This window comes from Pseudomonas sp. TE3786 (assembly GCF_054057335.1).
Genome location: NZ_JBSRZF010000001.1, coordinates 152,503 through 169,698 on the forward strand (window position 1 = coordinate 152,503; position 17,196 = coordinate 169,698).

The 17,196-nt window shown below is 61.0% G+C and carries 17 protein-coding genes; 5 read left to right on the plus strand and 12 right to left on the minus strand.

Going from position 1 to position 17,196, the window contains the following annotated elements:
* Positions 1–14: 14 nt before the first annotated feature.
* The gene (locus tag ACVW0Y_RS00695; RefSeq protein ID WP_457435377.1) at positions 15–587 is read left to right on the plus strand and encodes a LemA family protein; all 573 of its coding nucleotides are present in this window, start codon (positions 15–17) and stop codon (positions 585–587) included.
* A gap of 45 nt (positions 588–632) precedes the next feature.
* On the plus strand, positions 633–1,508 hold the full coding sequence (locus ACVW0Y_RS00700) for a GIDE domain-containing protein (RefSeq protein ID WP_457435818.1): 876 nt from the start codon (positions 633–635) through the stop codon (positions 1,506–1,508).
* Between the two features lie 99 nt (positions 1,509–1,607).
* Here ACVW0Y_RS00700 and ACVW0Y_RS00705 read toward each other — a convergent pair whose 3' ends face one another.
* The 4 genes from ACVW0Y_RS00705 to ACVW0Y_RS00720 form a co-directional block, all read right to left on the minus strand.
* The gene (locus ACVW0Y_RS00705) at positions 1,608–3,665 is read right to left on the minus strand and encodes a putative bifunctional diguanylate cyclase/phosphodiesterase (protein ID WP_457435378.1); all 2,058 of its coding nucleotides are present in this window, start codon (positions 3,663–3,665) and stop codon (positions 1,608–1,610) included.
* Between the two features lie 320 nt (positions 3,666–3,985).
* Positions 3,986–4,567: a superoxide dismutase gene (locus ACVW0Y_RS00710; protein WP_108095809.1), complete on the minus strand. Its 582-nt coding sequence runs from the start codon at positions 4,565–4,567 to the stop codon at positions 3,986–3,988.
* A 212-nt stretch (positions 4,568–4,779) separates the two neighbouring features.
* The gene (locus tag ACVW0Y_RS00715; RefSeq protein WP_457435380.1) at positions 4,780–5,382 is read right to left on the minus strand and encodes a LysE/ArgO family amino acid transporter; all 603 of its coding nucleotides are present in this window, start codon (positions 5,380–5,382) and stop codon (positions 4,780–4,782) included.
* Between the two features lie 5 nt (positions 5,383–5,387).
* Complete coding sequence (locus ACVW0Y_RS00720; RefSeq protein ID WP_457435381.1) at positions 5,388–5,789, minus strand: ACT domain-containing protein; 402 nt, start codon at positions 5,787–5,789, stop codon at positions 5,388–5,390.
* A gap of 98 nt (positions 5,790–5,887) precedes the next feature.
* On the opposite strand from ACVW0Y_RS00720, the gene ACVW0Y_RS00725 reads away from it, so the two are divergent.
* A complete protein-coding gene (locus tag ACVW0Y_RS00725; protein ID WP_457435383.1) occupies positions 5,888–6,778 on the plus strand; it encodes a LysR family transcriptional regulator ArgP in 891 nt (296 codons plus the stop codon).
* A gap of 50 nt (positions 6,779–6,828) precedes the next feature.
* Here the strand turns inward: ACVW0Y_RS00725 and ACVW0Y_RS00730 are convergent, their stop codons facing one another.
* A complete protein-coding gene (locus ACVW0Y_RS00730) occupies positions 6,829–7,413 on the minus strand; it encodes a hypothetical protein (RefSeq protein ID WP_457435384.1) in 585 nt (194 codons plus the stop codon).
* A gap of 242 nt (positions 7,414–7,655) precedes the next feature.
* Between ACVW0Y_RS00730 and ACVW0Y_RS00735 the strand changes: the two genes are divergently transcribed.
* The gene (locus ACVW0Y_RS00735; protein ID WP_457435385.1) at positions 7,656–8,654 is read left to right on the plus strand and encodes an NAD-dependent epimerase/dehydratase family protein; all 999 of its coding nucleotides are present in this window, start codon (positions 7,656–7,658) and stop codon (positions 8,652–8,654) included.
* A 29-nt stretch (positions 8,655–8,683) separates the two neighbouring features.
* Here ACVW0Y_RS00735 and ACVW0Y_RS00740 read toward each other — a convergent pair whose 3' ends face one another.
* Entirely contained in the window at positions 8,684–8,956 is a 273-nt protein-coding gene (locus ACVW0Y_RS00740; protein ID WP_457435386.1) for a hypothetical protein, read from the minus strand.
* Positions 8,957–9,322: 366 nt separating this feature from the next.
* Here ACVW0Y_RS00740 and ACVW0Y_RS00745 point away from each other — a divergent pair, with 366 nt between their 5' ends.
* The gene (locus tag ACVW0Y_RS00745; protein WP_457435387.1) at positions 9,323–10,156 is read left to right on the plus strand and encodes an ATPase; all 834 of its coding nucleotides are present in this window, start codon (positions 9,323–9,325) and stop codon (positions 10,154–10,156) included.
* A 168-nt stretch (positions 10,157–10,324) separates the two neighbouring features.
* Here the strand turns inward: ACVW0Y_RS00745 and ACVW0Y_RS00750 are convergent, their stop codons facing one another.
* The 6 genes from ACVW0Y_RS00750 to ACVW0Y_RS00775 are packed head-to-tail and all read right to left on the minus strand — an operon-like array spanning position 10,325 to position 17,047.
* On the minus strand, positions 10,325–10,741 hold the full coding sequence (locus ACVW0Y_RS00750) for a type IV pilin protein (protein WP_457435388.1): 417 nt from the start codon (positions 10,739–10,741) through the stop codon (positions 10,325–10,327).
* 2 nt (positions 10,742–10,743) lie between these two features.
* Positions 10,744–14,697: a pilus assembly protein gene (locus ACVW0Y_RS00755; RefSeq protein ID WP_457435390.1), complete on the minus strand. Its 3,954-nt coding sequence runs from the start codon at positions 14,695–14,697 to the stop codon at positions 10,744–10,746.
* Positions 14,694–15,260, minus strand: coding sequence for a pilus assembly PilX family protein (locus ACVW0Y_RS00760; protein WP_457435392.1), 567 nt, complete (start codon positions 15,258–15,260; stop codon positions 14,694–14,696). Before ACVW0Y_RS00760 ends, ACVW0Y_RS00755 begins: the two co-directional genes overlap by 4 nt.
* Entirely contained in the window at positions 15,257–15,979 is a 723-nt protein-coding gene (locus ACVW0Y_RS00765) for a PilW family protein (protein ID WP_457435393.1), read from the minus strand. The genes ACVW0Y_RS00760 and ACVW0Y_RS00765 overlap by 4 nt, the downstream gene beginning before the upstream one ends.
* Positions 15,976–16,551, minus strand: a complete 576-nt coding sequence (gene pilV, locus ACVW0Y_RS00770) for a type IV pilus modification protein PilV (protein ID WP_457435394.1) — start codon at positions 16,549–16,551, stop codon at positions 15,976–15,978. The genes ACVW0Y_RS00765 and pilV overlap by 4 nt, the downstream gene beginning before the upstream one ends.
* Positions 16,517–17,047, minus strand: a complete 531-nt coding sequence (locus ACVW0Y_RS00775; RefSeq protein ID WP_457435395.1) for a GspH/FimT family pseudopilin — start codon at positions 17,045–17,047, stop codon at positions 16,517–16,519. The genes pilV and ACVW0Y_RS00775 overlap by 35 nt, the downstream gene beginning before the upstream one ends.
* Positions 17,048–17,196: the final 149 nt, after the last annotated feature.

The following is a 17,196-nucleotide window of genomic DNA, read 5'->3' on the forward strand; positions in this document are numbered from 1 at the left end:
TAGGAGTTCCTGCGATGAGCGTTACAGCGGTTGTGCTGTTGGTAGTGCTGTTCTTTGCCGCCGTATATGGCGTGTCGATTTACAACGGTCTGGTGCGGGTCAAGCATGGCGTGACCAAGGCCTGGTCGAACATCGACGTGCTGCTCAAGCAGCGCCACGATGAGTTGCCCAAGTTGGTGGAAACCTGCAAGCAATACATGCAGCACGAACGCACCACCCTGGAGCAGGTGATCAGCGCCCGCAATGCCGTGGCCAGCGCCCGTGAGCGCGGCGATGTCAGCGCCGTAGGTCAAGCGGAAAGCGGTCTGCGTGCCGGCCTTGGGCAGTTGTTTGCCCTGGCGGAAAACTACCCGCAGTTGAAAGCCAACGAGAGCTTCCAGTTCCTCCAGCAGCGCATCAGCGGTCTGGAGAACGGTATTGCCGATCGCCGCGAGCTGTACAACGAAGCGGCGAATATCAACAACGTGCGCGTCGAGCAGTTCCCCGATGTGATCGTTGCCCGTGCGTTCAACTTCAAGCCTGCCGATCTGCTGGTGTTCAGCGATGCGGAAAAGGCCGACGTCGACGTCAAAGCCCTGTTCAACTAAGCGCGAATGAGCTGAGTCGTGGATATCCAACAGTTCATTTTCCTTATGTGCTTTTCCGTCGTCGGCTGTGGCGGTGGCGTCTGGTGGTGCATCAATCGCCTTAGCGCGGCGCGCCATATGCTCGATACCCCGACCTCGAAAATCCGCTCCGCCGCCCAGGGCTACGTCGAGTTCTACGGCGTGCTGCAGGAGGTGCCGACGGTGGCGCAAACCCTCGCACCGCTGACCGGCACGCCGTGTCTGTGGTGGCGGATCAAGGTCGAAGAGTCGCGCAGTAACGGCAAAAGCCGCACGTGGAGTACGGTCGACAGCCGCACCAGCGAAGGGTGGCTGCAGTTGTCCGATAGCACTGGCGAATGCCTGATCGACCCCAGTGGCGCGCAGGTGCGGCCGTCGACCCGCAAGGTGTGGTACGGCAATACGCGCCACCCGATGGGCCCGGCGAAAAGCGGTTTTTTCGCCTTGCTGCTCAACCAGGAGAACGGTTACCGCTACACCGAAGAGCGCCTGCATGTCGGTCAGCCGCTGTATGCCATTGGTGATTTCAAAACCACGGGTGGAGGCCGGCAGGGCCTGGACGTGAATGCCGCCCAGGGCGAGGTGATCCGCGAATGGAAGGGCGACTTCGACGGCTTGATGCAGCGCTTTGACAGCAATGGCGATGGCCAACTGGATGAGCGCGAATGGAACCGCGTGCGCTTGGCCGCGCAGTTGGAAGCCGAAGACCGCCACCGGCAAACCAGCGCACGGCCGGCGACCAACTTTATGGGCCAGCCGCAGACGTCGCAGCCGTTTATTCTTTCTAATGCCGGAGAAGATGAATTGGCCCGGGCGTTTTATTGGCAGGCAGCAGCAGGCGCTGTGGTGTGCTTGCTCGGTGCCTTGGCGATTAACTGGGTGCTACAGAATTACCACGGTTAACAGCATTTAAAAGCTCGCGGCTGAAGCCCTCCCACCTTGGAATGCGTTTCCTGTGGGAGGGGCTTTAGCCGCGAGCTTTAGCTTTTTATGGGGCTGGGTTTACAGCGTGATGCTGGCGTTGCTGATTCGGCGCGACTGTTTGAGGAACAGGGTCAGCTCCCGCGCCGGTAGCGGCTTGCTGTACAGATAGCCCTGACCTTCATGGCAACCCTGGGCAATGATGTAGGCCTCTTGCTCCAGTGTCTCCACGCCCTCGGCAATCACCTGCATGCCCAGGCTCTTACCCAGCTGGATGATGGCGCGCACGATGGTGGCGTCGTCTTCGTCGTCGAGCAGGTCCTGCACAAAGCTCTTGTCGATCTTGATTTTGTCCAGCGGCAGGCTCTTCAGGTAGCTGAGCGAGGAGTAGCCGGTACCGAAGTCATCAATGGCAATCAGCGCGCCGGAGCGGCGCAGGCTGAGCAGGTGCTGGGCGGCGGTGGTGATGTCTTCCATCAGGCCGGTTTCGGTGACTTCCAATTCCAGACTGCGTGGCGGCAGGCGGTACACCTGCATCAGGTTGTTCACCACCCGCGGCAACTCGGCGTGGTGCAGTTGTACGGTGGACAGGTTGATGGCCATGCGCAGGTCGGTGAACCCCTGGTCGTGCCATTCGCGCAGTTGGCGGCAGGTCTGGTCGAGAATCCATTCGCCAATCGGGATGATGCTGCCGTTCTGTTCGGCCAGCGGAATAAACGTGTCTGGCGGCACCAGACCATGCACCGGGTGGTTCCAGCGCAGCAGCGCTTCGACGCCGACGATGCGGTGGTCGCGGTAGTCCACTTGCGGTTGGTAGACGAGATGCAGCTGGCCTTGGGTAAGGGCTTCGCGCAGGTCTTTTTCCAGCTCGCGGCGGCGGCGCATTTCGCTATCGACGCTGGCGATATAGAACTGGTAGCGGTTGCGCGAACGGCTCTTGGCCAGGGTCATGGTCTGTTCGGCTTTTTGCAGCAGCTTCTCGGTGCTGTCGCCGTCTTCGGGGAACAGGGTGATGCCGATGGTGGCGCGCAGCATCACTTCCTGATGGTCGAGCAGGAACGGCGCTTCCAGATCGTCGAGCACGCTTTGCGCCAATTCTGCGGCTTCGTAGGGTTGTTCGATATCGGCTTGCACCAGGGCGAACTGGTCGCCGCCCAAACGGGCGAGGGCACCGAGGCGACCGCTGTGGCTGCGCAGACGGTCGGACAGGGCCAGCAGCAACTGGTCACCGATCTGGTAGCTGAACTGCTCGTTGATGCCCTTGAAGTCATCAAGGCCCACGCACAGTACGGCCACCCGGCGCTGCAGACGGCCGGCGTCGCCGAGAATCTGGTCGAGCTGGGTTTGCAGTTGCTGGCGGTTGGGCAGGCCGGTGAGGAAGTCGTACTGGGCCATGCGCAACAGGCTGTCTTCAGCTTCGCGCCTCAAGTGCGTGTTGCGTTCGATGGAGGAGAGCAACTGGTTGGCGGTGTTGATCCACAGCCCCAGCTCGTTCTTTTCATTGCCCTTGAGCATCGGCAGCTTGTGCTCACTCGGGCGGTCGGGGTTGATATTGGTCAGGTGCTCGATGATTTTCGACAGCGGCTTGGTCAGCAGCCAGTGGTAGACCAGGTACAGCACCAGGCCCATGGCCAGGGCGCGCAGCACGCCGGAAACAAAGATGATCACCGAGCTGGTGATGAAATCCTGGCCGTAGCGGGCGGTGTCCAGGGTGATGGCGAGGTCGCCGTAGTATTCGCTGTAGGGGCCGCGGCCAACCAGCTGCGTGGTGAAGGTGGCTTCGTCGCCAAGAATAGGGTCGGTCAGCCAGCGGGTGGCGCGGACCATGGGCTCGCGGGATTTCTCGGCCAGCATTGGCTCATTTGGATGGCCAATCGAAGCAACGCGTACGGATTCGTTCTGGAACAGGCCCTCGATAACCTGCATGCCCATCTCCCGATCCAGGCTGTAAACCGCTTGGGTCGAGGGGTCGCGAAACATATCGAGAATACGGTGGGCGTCATCGGCAATCGCTTGTCGCGTCTTGTAGACGTCGAACATGATTTGCGCGCAGCTCAACAACACGCCGACCACTAGCGCTGACAGCAACACCACGCGCAGGAGTTTCAGCGAAAGGCTGTGTTTGAGTTCCAGCTTCAAATGACCATTCCTTGTTCGAGACCACAGGCGTCATACCGATGGAGTATTAGCAATCGTGAGGAAGCAGTCAAAGGGCCATCACGGCGAAAAATATCAAGAGCGGTGGCACGCGGCCAGCGCTTTTTTTCAACCGGCGCTATGCGTTGGAACTGTGTCGGTTAGTGCTTCCCACAACTTTAGACCGCTGAGCATTTTTCTCTCTTCTGTGTAGGCAGATTGCGATAAATGGCCCGTCGCCGTAAACCGTCAGCAAAGCAGGCTGTGAAACGGCCATAAAAAAACCCGGCTTGAGGGCCGGGTTTTTTCTAATGCACTGGCGCTTAAGCCGCGAAGTTTTTCGCGACGAAGTCCCAGTTCACCAGGTTCCAGAACGCTTCAACATACTTCGGACGCAGGTTGCGATAGTCGATGTAGTAAGCGTGTTCCCAGACGTCGCAGGTCAGCAGCGGGGTGTCGCCGCTGGTCAGCGGGCAGCCGGCACCGATGGTGCTGGCCAGGGCCAGGGAGCCGTCAGCTTTCTTCACCAGCCAGCCCCAGCCGGAGCCGAAGGTGCCGATGGAGGTCTTGCTGAATTCTTCTTTGAATTTGTCGAACGAACCGAAGGCGTTGTTGATGGCATCAGCCAGGGCGCCGGTCGGTTGGCCGCCGGCGTTAGGTGCCAGGCAGTTCCAGTAGAAGGTGTGGTTCCACACTTGAGCGGCGTTGTTGAAGATGCCGCCCGACGAGGTCTTGACGATCTCTTCCAGGGTTTTGCCTTCGAACTCGGTGCCAGGCACCAGGTTGTTCAGGTTCACGACGTAGGTGTTGTGGTGTTTGTCGTGGTGGAATTCCAAGGTTTCCTTGGAGATGTGTGGCTGCAGCGCGTCATGGGCGTATGGCAGCGGAGGCAATTCGAAAGCCATGGGTGATTCTCCTAATCAGGGTCAGTTGCGGTATAGGCGCAAGGCCGATCACGGGCGGCCAAACATGCGACGGGGAGTTTGTACTCTTTGCGACGCAGGGGTCGGATGATAGCACCGGGTCTGTGGCATAACCACGCAGCAACTGTGTGGGTTATACCCCGGCCGAGGGCCCTGGATCGCGGTACGCAAACCTCCTCACCTAGTCGGTGGACTCACGCCCCGGCGATTAGTTGCCCTGCAACGACGAACATCATCGCCGCCACCAGCACATCCAGTACCCGCCAGGTGGCCGGACGTGCCAACCAGGGTGCCATCCAGGCGGCACCCAGGGCCAAGGTGAAGAACCACAGCAGCGAGGCGCTGGCCGCGCCTGCCGCATAAGCGCCCGGTGCCGCCTGTTGCGCGCCCAGCGAGCCGATCAGCAGCACGGTGTCGAGGTAGACATGGGGGTTGAGCAAGGTCACCGCCAGCGCAGTCATCAGCACTGCCTTGCGTGAGCGCGGGCCGGCGTTGGCTGCCTCGTTCAACGCCTCGGGCTTGAAGGCGCGGCGTAGCGCCTTGAGCCCATACCAGAGCAGAAACGCGGCACCACCCCAACGCGCCACGGCCAGCAGCGTCGGGCTTTGCGCCAGCAAGGTAGCCAGGCCGAATACCCCGGCTACCACCAACAGCGCATCGCACAACACGCACAGCGCGGCCACCGGCAGATGGTGTTCGCGGCGCAGGCTTTGTGCCAACACAAAGGCGTTCTGCGCCCCCAGGGCGACGATCAATCCGGCGGCCACCAACAGCCCATTCACATAGCTCTGCCACATAGGATTCACTCCGCCTGCTCGGTCAGTTGCTGCAACACCGCCATGGCGCGCGCGGCGTCAGTGCTGGCGACGAACAGATGGTCGTGGTGGTAGCCGGCAATCACATTGCAGCTGAGCCCGGCATTGCCCAGGGCGGTGGCGAAGGCGGCGGTAAGGCCGACGGCGGCCAGGTCGGAATGCACGGTGAGGGTGATCCAGGCGGCGACATAGTCGTAAGCCAGCCCCAGTTTGTCGGCCTGCTCACGGGAGAGGATCACGCTCAGGCCTTCCTGTTCCTGAAAGCTGCCCAGCACCGGGACGCCTTGCAGCAATGCCGGATCGGCGATGCAGCAGAACACATAGTCGCCGCTGTTGAGGTGGGGGCGCATGGTGCGCAGCAGCACTGCCAGGGATGTTTCGCCAGCCATGTGAAAAGGTCCTGAAGGGTGATTCGTGTGGCGAGTCTGCGGCGCAAAGCGGTATAAGGAAAACCAATCTTGCTGATCGTGCATTAGGAGAATCGATAGTGTTCGATTACAAACTGCTCTCGGCCCTGGCGGCGGTGGTCGAGCAGGCCGGCTTCGAGCGGGCGGCGCAGGTGCTGGGCTTGTCGCAATCGGCGGTATCGCAGCGGATCAAACTGCTCGAAGCGCGGGTCGGCCAGCCGGTGCTGGTGCGGGGTACACCACCGGCACCCACGGAAATCGGCCGGCGTCTGCTCAACCATGTGCAGCAGGTGCGCTTGCTCGAACGCGATCTGTCCGGCCAGGTGCCAGCCCTGGACGAAGGCGCGGCACCGGAGCGCCTGCGGATCGCCCTCAATGCCGACAGCCTGGCGACCTGGTGGGCGCAGGCGGTGACGGCCTTTTGCGCCGAGCATCGGGTGCTACTGGAACTGGTGGTGGAAGATCAGGACGTTGGCCTCAAACGCATGCGTGCCGGCGATGTCGCGGCCTGCGTATGTGCCAGTGATCGCCCGGTGGCCGGTGCGCGCAGCCTGGCTCTGGGGGCCATGCGTTATCGCGCCTTGGCCAGCCCGGACTTTATCGCCCGCCATCTCAGCGCCGGCATCACTGCGCAGAGTCTGGCGCGCGCACCGGCCATCGTCTTCGGACCGGATGATTTTCTACAACATCGCTACCTGGCGAGCTTTGGTGTCGAGGGTGCGTTCGCCTACCACCTGTGCCCGTCTTCCGAAGGTTTTATTCGTTTGACCGAGGCAGGAATGGGCTGGGGACTGGTGCCGGAACTGCAAGTGCGCGAGTTATTGGCCAGTGGTGCGTTGTGCGAATTGCAGGCCGACCATCCCATCGATGTACCGCTGTATTGGCACCATTGGCGCAATGGCGGTGAGTTGCTTGGCGAGTTGACCCGGCATTTGCAGCGGGCCACTGCCAGTGTGCTGGTACAGGCTTAAGAAACAGGCGGGCGGCTTACGTCGCCCGCTGAGTAAAGGGCAAGACTGGTTCAGGAAGAGGCTGCGGATTTCACGTTGATACTACGGGCCTGCTTGGCATCCGACTGCGCCATAGACGCACCCACGTTCCCAGAGATCCAGGTGGTGGTGCCGTCCGGTTGCTCAACGTAGCCATAGTCATCGCCATCCAACTGGATCGATGCGTACTGCTGGCCAGCCAGGCTGTCGGCGTAGGGCTTGCCATCGAAGGTCAGCACCGACGGGGCACTGATCAATTTCGAGAACACGTCGAAAATGGCTTTGCCGCTGACGCCCTGGGTGACCACCAGAGAAACCGCATTGAGCTGGTGGGCGGCCTGGACGATCTGCTTGGTCAGACTGTGTACCCCACCCCGGGAAGCGACCCAGGTGGTACCGCCCGCCCCGGATTTATTAACGTAAATATCATCCCCGTTTTCCAGGAGCTGAAATTGCTTGGCAGCCAGGCTGGCGTCGTAGCCATTGTCGTCAAATAGCAGTTGATTGGGAGGGGTAATCAATGGCGACAGAACGTCGAAAATCGCCTTGCCAGAAATTCCCTGGGTCTGGATAACGTCGCCGTTATCGCCGTCGGTGGTTGCGGTGAGTTGAGTCATCTGCCTTCTCCATGCTGCGAGTGATGTTGCGGACTTGCAGGCTAGGGGTGGCGATGGCCGCGGAAAATCGCCTGGATCGGCAATCTCTGCGCGAGCTTTCTTGCAGGAACCCCTGAACGGGCGTGGGCAATGACCACGGCCCCGCCGCGCGCCAAGTCAGAAGCTTGGCTCGCCGCGCCACACTACAAGTGCGGCGGCGCTTGCTACAGTCACGCCCATTACAAAAACCATGGCGGTGGACGATGAAGATTCTGGTGACCGGGGCAAGTGGCTTTATTGGTGGGCGCTTTGCCCGCTTCGCGCTGGAGCAGGGGCTGGCGGTACGCATCAACGGTCGGCGCCCGGAAGCCGTGGAGCACCTGATCAAGCGCGGTGCCGAGTTCGTGCAGGGCGATCTCAGTGATCCGAGCCTGGTGCGCAGTCTTTGTCACGACATCGAGATGGTGGTGCATTGCGCCGGTGCGGTCGGCACCTGGGGCAAGCGCGAGCACTTCTACAACGGCAATGTGGTGCTGACCCAGAATGTCATCGAAGCCTGTCTGGGGCAGAAGGTGCGACGCCTGGTGCACCTGTCTTCACCTTCGGTGTATTTCGACGGCAAGGCCCATGTCGGCCTGCGCGAAGAGCAGGTGCCAAAGAAGTTCGTCGACCATTACGGCGAAACCAAATTTATCGCCGAGCAGGAAGTGCTGGCGGCCCAGGAATTCGGTCTGGAAGTGATCGCCCTGCGCCCGCGCTTTGTCACCGGTGCCGGCGACACCAGTATCTTTCCGCGGCTGATCGAAATGCAGCGCAAAGGCCGTCTGGCGATTATTGGCAACGGCCTCAACCGCGTCGACTTCACCAGCATGCACAACCTCAACGAGGCGCTGTTCAGCAGCCTGCTGGCGGCCGGGCCGGCGTTGGGCAAGGTCTATAACATCAGCAATGGCGCACCGGTGCCGCTGTGGGATGTGGTCAATTACGTGCTGCGCCAGCTCGACCTGCCCCCGGTGACCAAGCATGTGCCGGTAGGCCTGGCCTATACCGCAGCCACGATCAACGAAACCATCTGCAAGCTGTTGCCCGGTCGCCCCGAACCGAGCCTGTTTCGTCTGGGCGTGGCGGTGATGTCCAAGGATTTCTCCCTGGATATCAGCCGTGCCCAGCGCGAGCTCGACTATGCGCCGCAGACCAGTATCTGGACGGCGCTCGACGAGTTCTGCACCTGGTGGAAGGTGGTTGGCAAACAGGACGTTTGAAAACGCTGCTTAACCGAGCGCAATGGTTTTCAGCCCCTTAAAGGGCCGGCATAGCGCGTGTACTTGGCGATGAGTTCCGCTTCGCTGAGCACTGGCGGTGGAGGTGGGGCCAAACGGATGTTGGTCAGGTCGCTGAGCTTCAAGCCCATTTGCCGGGTGTCAGCCACATCGGACGCCGCGCAGGCGATGAGCATCTGCATCACGGAGTCGGGTTGGCTAAGACGGATATCCAGATGCTGTTCCTGGCGCAAACGGCGACGCAAGGTTTGCATGCAATCGAGTACAGACTTGGTCAGTTCCATTCGACTTCCCCCATGAACTCAAGCCGAAGCGAAGCCTGAGTACGAAAACGCTTGCGCGGGTCAGGCGCTGTTTTCGGGCTTGAGTAACCAGGCTCTGTGGCCCTCGCGCTTGCCGGTTCGGACCGGTCTGCACGCTCTGTTACTCCCCGTTTCGCTTAAAGCAAATGCTGTACCAGCTCACAAAACCCGGAACTGGGCGCTCTACAGGCGGTCGATGGCTGTCTCGGGTGCTTTACACGCGCCTGCGCGGTGCGCTATGCACCATTGGGCGTCGCCGTTGCGCTCGGTATACTGCGTGCCCTGCTGTTGCAGTATGTTGCTTGACTGAATAGCTACCCTTTCACTGCGTGCCCTATAGGTTGAACCATGCGTAACGACGCTCTCGATGAACTGGACAACGTCCCCAGCCTGACCACGGACGCACGCGATCACGAGTTCTCCGCGGATCACCACGACCACGGCCGCCATGCGCCGATAGACCGTGGTTACGCCGCCCCCCCGGTAAAAACCAAAGGCCCCGGCACCGCGCCGCTGTGGACCCTGGTGGCCGCCTTGATGATCGCCTTCGGCGTGCTCGGTTGGTGGAGTCATCAACAGATCGATCTGATGAGCCAGCAACTGGTCGCCACCCAGGAAAGCTTCGCGCGCATCAGCGAAGATGCCGCCGGGCGCATTCAGGATATTTCCGGCAAGGTGGTGGCCACTGAATCGAACGTCACCAGCGGCAGCGAAGCCCTGCGGTTGCAAGTAAAGGGGCTGGAAAGCAAAGTCGCCGACCTGAGCAAACAACTGCAAACCCTGAGCAGCAAACAGGCCGACCAGGGCAAGCGTGATGAGCAACTGGCCGCCGACCTGAAAACCCAGCAAGACGCTACCGGGCTTTTCGATAACAAATTGAAGACTGTGGTCGCCGACCAGGCCGCCCTCAAGGCTGCCCAAGGCGACACCAGCAAGATCGACGCGCAGCTGAAAAGCCTGGCCGCTGATATCGACGCGCTGAAGAAACAAGGCAACCCCAACGTCGCCATCGGCCGTCTGGAACAGGACCTGCTGGTGCTCAAAAGCGAACAGGAAAACCGTCCGGCTGCCGCGGCGACCAACACCAGTGAGTTCGACGCCTTTCGCGCGCAGATGACGCGCAATATCAGCACCCTGCAAAGCCAGGTGCAGAACCTGCAGCAGCAGATCAACGCGCGGTAATAAGCCTGCCCCAACAAAAAGCCCCGCCAGTGCGGGGCTTTTTGTTGGGGCGCGGGTCATTGAGGGGAGGAGGTTGGGCTCCGCCGCAGGCGAAGCCCAACAGGGTGCGGGCTGCGCGTGTAGATTGTTGGGCTCAATCCAACCTGCGCCCTTCCCAAACGGGCCGTGTTATTTCCAGCAGGCGCTGCTATCGCTGCCAGTCACGCTGCGTTCCCCCAATGCATTCAACTTCATTGTCCCGCACTCGGTGTCTTTGGCCTGGCTCCCTTGCGGTGTGGCGCTAAGCAGGTAGCCGCCCTGGGTGTCGTCGCTGGTGCTGATGCTCAGCTGGTAGTAACCGTTGTCGCTAAGCCCGCTGCTGCTGCGCAGGCCGAGGTTGGTGACGGTGCTGGTGAAGGCGTTGTTCTGCGCGTAGTAACGCTCCTCCCGGGCCGCCGCTTCATTGAGCAGGGCCTGCGCCTCACTGCGGTGCGCGCGAGTGACGTAGCGGGTGTAACTGGGGATGGCGATGGCGGCGAGAATCGACAGGATCACCACCGTCACCATCAGCTCCACCAGGGTGAAACCTCGTTCCGACTTCTGCATGTTTATTCCTGCAGGCGCACGTCGCGCCAGCTTTGCCGTTGGTTGGTGGTGCCGGAGAGCAAGACGCCGTGATCATCCGAATTGCTGCCCTCCAGATTGGTGACGCCTTCCAATGTGCTGGTACTGGCTCCGCCGATCAGGCCGTTGTACTGCAGGTGGGAGAAGGCGTCCGCTAGGCCGAGTTCCAGTACGTCGCTGGAGAGTCCGCCAGTGGTCGGATCCAGCAGGGTAAAAAACGTTTGTGCGCCGCTTTGGCAGGGGTCGTCGTCGGGGGCCAGCGAGGTGATGATCACACTGCTGCTGTAGCTCAATGGTGCAGTCACCACCATTTCACCGGTTTGCGGCAGGTCGAGGTACCAGCCGTATTGCTTGATGGCACCTGTGTTGTCGTACCAAGTGACGGCATTGTTCGACAAGCTATTGGCATCAGTGGTGACCTTGGTACCGTCGCTGGCGGTATAGGTGATGCTGGTGCTGTTGCCGAAGGTTTGTTGCTGCAGCTTGCTGCGGCTCAGGGTCGGTGTGCTGTTGGTGCTCTCGCCGGCGGTCTGGGTATCCCAGATGCCATACAGGGTCATGGCTTTAGTGGTGTCAGCAGCGGCATCGCTGGATTCCAGGTACTTGCCCGTGCCGAACACGACGATATGACCCACACCTGACGGATGGGCGACCACATAGGGGCTGGCGACAATCGGCTGGACCGTACTGCTACTGGTCGAGGAGGCCGCCGTGGCGGTGTACAGCGGCTTGCCGGCAAAAGCCACGGCAAAGTTGCTGTTGATCGCCGTGCTGGTCAGCGCACCACCGCTGCCGATCAGGTCGAAGCGCCACATATTGCCGTGCAGGTCGCCGGCATAGACGTAGTCGGCAATCAGGTCGCCATCCATATCGGCGACATAAGGCGTGGACAGGCCATTGGCAGTGCTGACGCCGTCGCTAACGGTCAGTGCTTTGATCAGGCTGCCGTTCTTCACGCTCATCACATACAGCGCGGCTTTGTCGTTGGCAGCGTTATAGCCATTGGCGGCAATCACGGCCCAATCGCCGGTGTGCAGTCGGGCGATTACCGGCTTGCTGAAGGTGTAGCCCATCTCGGCATAGTCGCTGTCGCTGAAGCTCTTCTCCCAGAGCAGTTTGATATTGCTGGGGTCGCTGACATCCAGCGCGAACATCGCCCGGCCGCCACCACGTAAGGTACCCACCAGAACGGTGTGCCAGGCATTGTCGAAGTAGGCCTCGGACACCACGGGTGAACCGTCGACGTAGTACTGGTGATTGCTGCCGGTGTAATCGCCGTCCGCGAGTTTGTAGAGGTTGCTCAGCACGGCGCTGGGGATAAAGGCGAAGGTCTCGTTTCCGTTGTCATCGAAGGCATGCAGCATGCCGTCGTTGGCACCCACATAGATGCGTGTGGCGCGGCTCGCCCATTTGCTTTTGAAGGTGCTGTAGCTGGTGTCGCCATTGAGGCTGTTCATCAACGCTGCCAGCGCCTTCGGGGTAGTGACCAGAGCGGGCGTGGAATCGACGATGTCACCCAGGATATGGCTGCGGCTGCGCAGCAGGCTGCCTTCGTTGCTGCGATCGCCACGCAGCCAGTCCAGGCGTTTGCTGCCGTTACTGTCAATGGTGCTGTTCAGGGCCTTGTTCAAGGTGGTCTGTTGCGCGGCGCTGAGGTTGGCCCAGGTAAAGCTCTGCAGGCCGCTACTGGCCGTGCCGCCGGCGATGTAGATCGGCCGATTGGCGTAGGCGCTATTGCCTTTGGGATAGGTGCTGTCCAGTACGGTTTGCGCATCCCATACCTGGGTTTTGTCGGTACTGGTCTGGGTGTATTTGATCAGCTTGCCGCTCCAGTCCTCGCTGGAAAAGCTCGGGATATAGCTGTTGCTGGTGGTGAAAGCAGTGTCTGCCAAGGGCGAGCCGACGGTCTGCCCGGCGCTGGCTACGCTGGTTTCGTTGATGCGCGTAACGATGCTTTGCAGGGCGGTGAGCAGGCTGTCCGGGCTATCGGCGCTGAAGAATTCGCCGCGCGAGTTGATCGCCGCGTGCCACATGTCATAGACGTTGTTGGCGCTGCCCGAGGAGGCCGCTGGCCAGCTCTTGGTGCCTGCTACCAGGGCGCTGTAATCGCCGGAATAGGTGTCGCCACCCCAGGCCGGGTTGGTCAGCGTGTTGGTCAGGCCCAGGCCGACAAAGTAGCTGACCATGTGCTGCCAGTTGGCCGGGTCATTCTTCGGGTTCCAGTACTGGCCGCTGCCGCTTTCCTTGGTGTAGGTCGGCACTTCGTTGGCCACAGTAGTTTGTGCGTCAGTGGCCCAGTACTTGAAAGCCAGGTCCGCAAGGGTGTTGCTGGTGCTGTCTTTGAAGGGCGCAACCGGGCTGTAACTGGTGCCGTCGGGCAGGCTTCGGCTGCTGTTGTCGTATTCACCATGGGTGCCTGCGGTGTTCCAGATGCCGTCGGTGAGGGTGATGCTGTAGCTGGCGCGGCAGGCGTACACCGGCGCTTCGGTGCTGCCGATCACCTTGGCATAAGGCCCGTATTTACCCGTAGCAGTCAGCAGGGTGCCGACCCGGTCGATGGCACCCAGCAGCGGTGTGCTCTGGTTGAAGTAGATGTCCCCCAGCCAGGTGAAAAACTGCGCGCGGTGGCTACCGGAGAAGTCGCCCAGGCGGTTGTCGTAGGTGCTGGTGCTGCTGCTATCCAGGCCCCGACAGTTGTAGCTGCTCAAGTACGAAGTGCTGGTGATGCAGGTGTCGCTGGTGCCCAGGGCCTGCCAACTCAAACGGGTATCGGCAGACAGTTCGGAAAATGCCAGGTTGGCCGCCGACTGGGTGGCCAACTCGCGGTTGCGGTAGAAGCTGTACCAGTTGGCGAAGTTCTGCCGCTCATCCGTGCCGCCGGTGCCCGAGGTCGTGCTGACGGTGACCAGCTTGTAGCAGTTGTCATCGTGGATGCTGGCGGTACAGCCGGACAGGGCGCTGTTATACACGTAGTAGTACGCCGGCACGGCCAGCTTGGTGCGGTCCACGGTGGTCACCGTGGTGACGGCGCTGGTGCCAGTGGTCTTGGTTGCAGACACCGTGTAGGTGGAGGTGCTGCCGCTGGTTTTCAGGGTGCAGGTACCGGCCGTGTAAGTCACGGTGGTGGTGGTCACGACCTTGCTGGTGGCGCTGGTGGTGCTATCGGTTGTGGTATCGGTGGTCGATGACGAACTGGGGTTGGTGAAACTTACTGTGCAGGTGCTGCCGGACTTGGTGACTTTGTAGGAGCCACCGCTGCTGATGCTCTGCGAACTGGTGGAGGTGGTGCTGGTGCTGTAGCTGGTAGCAGCGCTGCTCGAGGCGGTGCTGGTGGTGGTGGTGGTGGTCGAGCCGAAGTCGGAGGACGGGTTGGCCGCCAGGTAGAAGACCTTGTCCGGGCTGGAATAACTGGCGTAGTTGCTATACGACCAGTAGGTCGAGTTGCTGCTCGAAGCCGCCGTGGTGCCGCGGCTGGTGTCGTAATCCCAGCTGACCATATAGCCGCTGGACAGGTTGAGACTGCCGCGTGCGGTTTTGAAGCCGTTGACGTAGGCGGCGCTAAAGCTGGTGGTCAGCGGCGTGGTAGTGGTCGTGCCGCTGCTGTAGGTGACGCTGTAGGGCGCGGTGTAGGTAACCGCCGGGTTGTAGTACAGCGGGTTGAACGCCGCCGATTTGGCCCGGCGGCTGGTACGTACTTGCTCGGCGGTGTAGCCGTAGTAGGTCGAACCCGTGGTGGGGTTCATGGTGTCCGGCGCGAACGCCCACTTCATGCTCCCCGAGTTATCGATGGTCACCATAATGTTCGGTGCCACCCCTTCGGTGACAAACAGCGGTAGCTGGCTGAGGTTCAGCGCGGTGGCCGGCGCGTTGCTGGCGTACAGCGAGGCGAATGCCAACAACAAGCCAACCAGCAGGCGGCTATGGCGTGGGTTCTTCATTGGATGTCGATCCTGTAAACACTTTGGCGAACGACCGGGAAGCGCTTGCCATCAGCTCTTGCCGATGCGCTGACGCGGTAATAGAACGTGCCACGGCCTTGCATCAGGTCCGCCAGGTTAGTGGTGGAAGTACCGATATAGGCTGTGTTCCAGCGTGGGGTGGTGGGAAAGCCGGACTCGCCATCGGAGCCGCTGTAGTCGATGGCATAGGTGTTGGCCGTCCACCAATCTTTGCCGGCTGCGCTGCTGTCGGCGAAAAGATCCTTGGAGAGCACGCAGAGGTTGCTGACCAGGCTGCTCAAGGCAATCACACTGGCGGCGCAGTCGGCATTGCCGCTATCCACATTGCTGGCGTTACCGAGTGCTTGCAGACGCCGCTCCCCTTCACGTAGCGCCGACTCGGCGGCGTTGGCGGCTTGCTGACGTTCCGAGAACGTACCGCTCAGGCGGTTTTGCAGGACGCTTTCGCGCAGTGATGACACCGCCAGCATGGTGATGATCAGCAGCATGATCAGCGCGACCAGCAGCGCCGCCCCCTGTTGTTGATGTGGGTGGTGCTTCATGGCATCAGGTTCCTCAGAGCGACGCTGCCCTGGCTGATCTGGTAGAGGTATTGGTCGGCCGTTCGGGTCTTGCCGCTCAGGCTCTTCCACTGATCCAGCACGCTGGTGGCGACACCGTCGCGTAACGTTTTGCTGCTTGAAAACAACGCGGCGTAACGCACAGCCTGGCTGTTGCCTTTACTGCCTGGGACGGCGAACAACATGAAATCCGCCAAGCCATCCAGCAGCGTGATGCTGCTGCCATCTATCGCGCAGACAAGGCTGCCTGCGCCTGCCGTGGTGCTGCTGACGAAGCTGATGCGGCTGAGCACGTTGACCCCGGCGCTGATCTTTTTGCCCAGGCAGTTGATGTCGGCACCGTCCGATGCGCCTTGGTAACGGAAGCACACGCCATTGCCGTCGCTGCTGGCCAGCAAGGTTTCACCCAGGGCGAATGCGGGGCAGCCATTGCTGCTGGCAATGGCTGGAAACGCTGTACCCAGGCCTGGATTGCCTTTTGGCGTTGCCCGATAACCGGTGCGCGCCAACTGCTGATCAAGCAGCAACTGAATCATCCGCCCGAGATTCTGGTTGCTGCTCTGGCCCTGCTGGAACTGGTAGGTGCGCTGGTTATCGATGTAGATCTGCGTGGTGCCGAGGATCATAAAGGTGCTGATCAGCATCGCCACCATCAGCTCGATCAACGACAACCCGCGCTGACGGGCAGGGTGCAGGTTCATAGTTCGGCTCGCAGACGGTAGTAGCAAACGTTGTCAGTACAGTCGCCGCTCTTGTCCTGCCAGGCCAATTGGATCATCACCACCGAGCTGGAACCGCTGCTGCAGCTGTTTTCCTTTTTGCTCGGGCAGATGGTGAAGTTGCCCTTGAGCAGCCCGCTGGTGACCGGCAGCAGGCTTTGCACTTCCTGCAGCCAGCAGCCCAGATCCTGGCTGGCAACGGTATTGCCGCCGGCGCTGCGGTCGAGGCTGGTGCAGTTGGCTACGCTGCTGCTGGCGAACTCGCTGCCGGCGGCTTTGTAGTAGCCGGAGGTATTGCTGAACAGCTTGGCGGCGTTAAGCGCGGCGCTGGGGTTGCTGCGCATCATCTCCACCAGATCCTCGGCCAGCATCACTGCCGTACTACGCTGGTTGGCACTTTGCGACAGCTGCAAGCCGTGGGTCTGCAGCGACACCATGCCAAGCACGCCGATGCACATCACCAACAGGCCGATCAGCACTTCGATCATGCTGAAGCCGGCCATGGCGCGGGGAGAGGGTTTATTGGCTGATGGCGGGGCGGGTGATCTGGCCACTGGCAAGTACCTTGATTGTGCGGGTGGTCACCGAGCTGTCGTCGGCATAGCCCACGGTGAGGGTCGGCGGACTGCTGAGCGCGCCGTTACTGCAGGTGCTGGCGGCAAGAAAGCCCGGGCAGAAGGTCATGGCCGCCAGCGAGCTGCTGGCGCTGGCGTTGCCGAACAGGCCCTTGGCGTAATGGCGCAGGGTTTCACTGCCGGCTTTCACGGTGATTTCACCGGCCCAGGCGTCGCTGGCAGATACGCTCACGGTGACTCCGCGGCCACGGCTCAGGGCTTCGCTGCGGGCGTACTGCAGCACCCCGTAGAGTTCATTGGCGGCGGCCAGGGCCTGGTTGCTATGGGTCAGGCGGGTAAAACTGGGAATGGCGATGGCGGCGAATATCGCCAGCAACACCACCACCACCAGCAGCTCCACTAGGGAGAAAGCGCCTTGTGCCTTGGGGCGTCTGCGGTAAATCGCGGCAACAGTGACATCAGCCGATACAGACATAGGCTTCACGAAAGTAGGAAATGGAGGCGCGAGTTTGCGGAGCCTTTGTATTGCCAGAATGTCTGCGGGTATCGGTTTGGTTGGTGTTTTGTATGGGGGTTGGTACAAATCAAGGGCCCGTAGGAGCGGCTTCAGCCGCGATGCTTTTC

Bases quoted from the DNA above. Each gene is read 5' to 3' on its own strand.
- ACVW0Y_RS00695 (WP_457435377.1), top strand. From the start codon at position 15: ATGAGCGTTACAGCGGTTGTGCTGTTGGTAGTGCTGTTCTTTGCCGCC.
- ACVW0Y_RS00700 (WP_457435818.1), top strand. From the start codon at position 633: ATGTGCTTTTCCGTCGTCGGCTGTGGCGGTGGCGTCTGGTGGTGCATC.
- ACVW0Y_RS00710 (WP_108095809.1), bottom strand. From the start codon at position 4,567: ATGGCTTTCGAATTGCCTCCGCTGCCATACGCCCATGACGCGCTGCAG.
- ACVW0Y_RS00715 (WP_457435380.1), bottom strand. From the start codon at position 5,382: ATGTGGCAGAGCTATGTGAATGGGCTGTTGGTGGCCGCCGGATTGATC.
- ACVW0Y_RS00720 (WP_457435381.1), bottom strand. From the start codon at position 5,789: ATGGCTGGCGAAACATCCCTGGCAGTGCTGCTGCGCACCATGCGCCCC.
- ACVW0Y_RS00730 (WP_457435384.1), bottom strand. From the start codon at position 7,413: ATGACTCAACTCACCGCAACCACCGACGGCGATAACGGCGACGTTATC.
- ACVW0Y_RS00735 (WP_457435385.1), top strand. From the start codon at position 7,656: ATGAAGATTCTGGTGACCGGGGCAAGTGGCTTTATTGGTGGGCGCTTT.
- ACVW0Y_RS00740 (WP_457435386.1), bottom strand. From the start codon at position 8,956: ATGGAACTGACCAAGTCTGTACTCGATTGCATGCAAACCTTGCGTCGC.
- ACVW0Y_RS00745 (WP_457435387.1), top strand. From the start codon at position 9,323: ATGCGTAACGACGCTCTCGATGAACTGGACAACGTCCCCAGCCTGACC.
- ACVW0Y_RS00750 (WP_457435388.1), bottom strand. From the start codon at position 10,741: ATGCAGAAGTCGGAACGAGGTTTCACCCTGGTGGAGCTGATGGTGACG.
- ACVW0Y_RS00755 (WP_457435390.1), bottom strand. From the start codon at position 14,697: ATGAAGAACCCACGCCATAGCCGCCTGCTGGTTGGCTTGTTGTTGGCA.
- ACVW0Y_RS00760 (WP_457435392.1), bottom strand. From the start codon at position 15,260: ATGAAGCACCACCCACATCAACAACAGGGGGCGGCGCTGCTGGTCGCG.
- ACVW0Y_RS00765 (WP_457435393.1), bottom strand. From the start codon at position 15,979: ATGAACCTGCACCCTGCCCGTCAGCGCGGGTTGTCGTTGATCGAGCTG.
- ACVW0Y_RS00775 (WP_457435395.1), bottom strand. From the start codon at position 17,047: ATGTCTGTATCGGCTGATGTCACTGTTGCCGCGATTTACCGCAGACGC.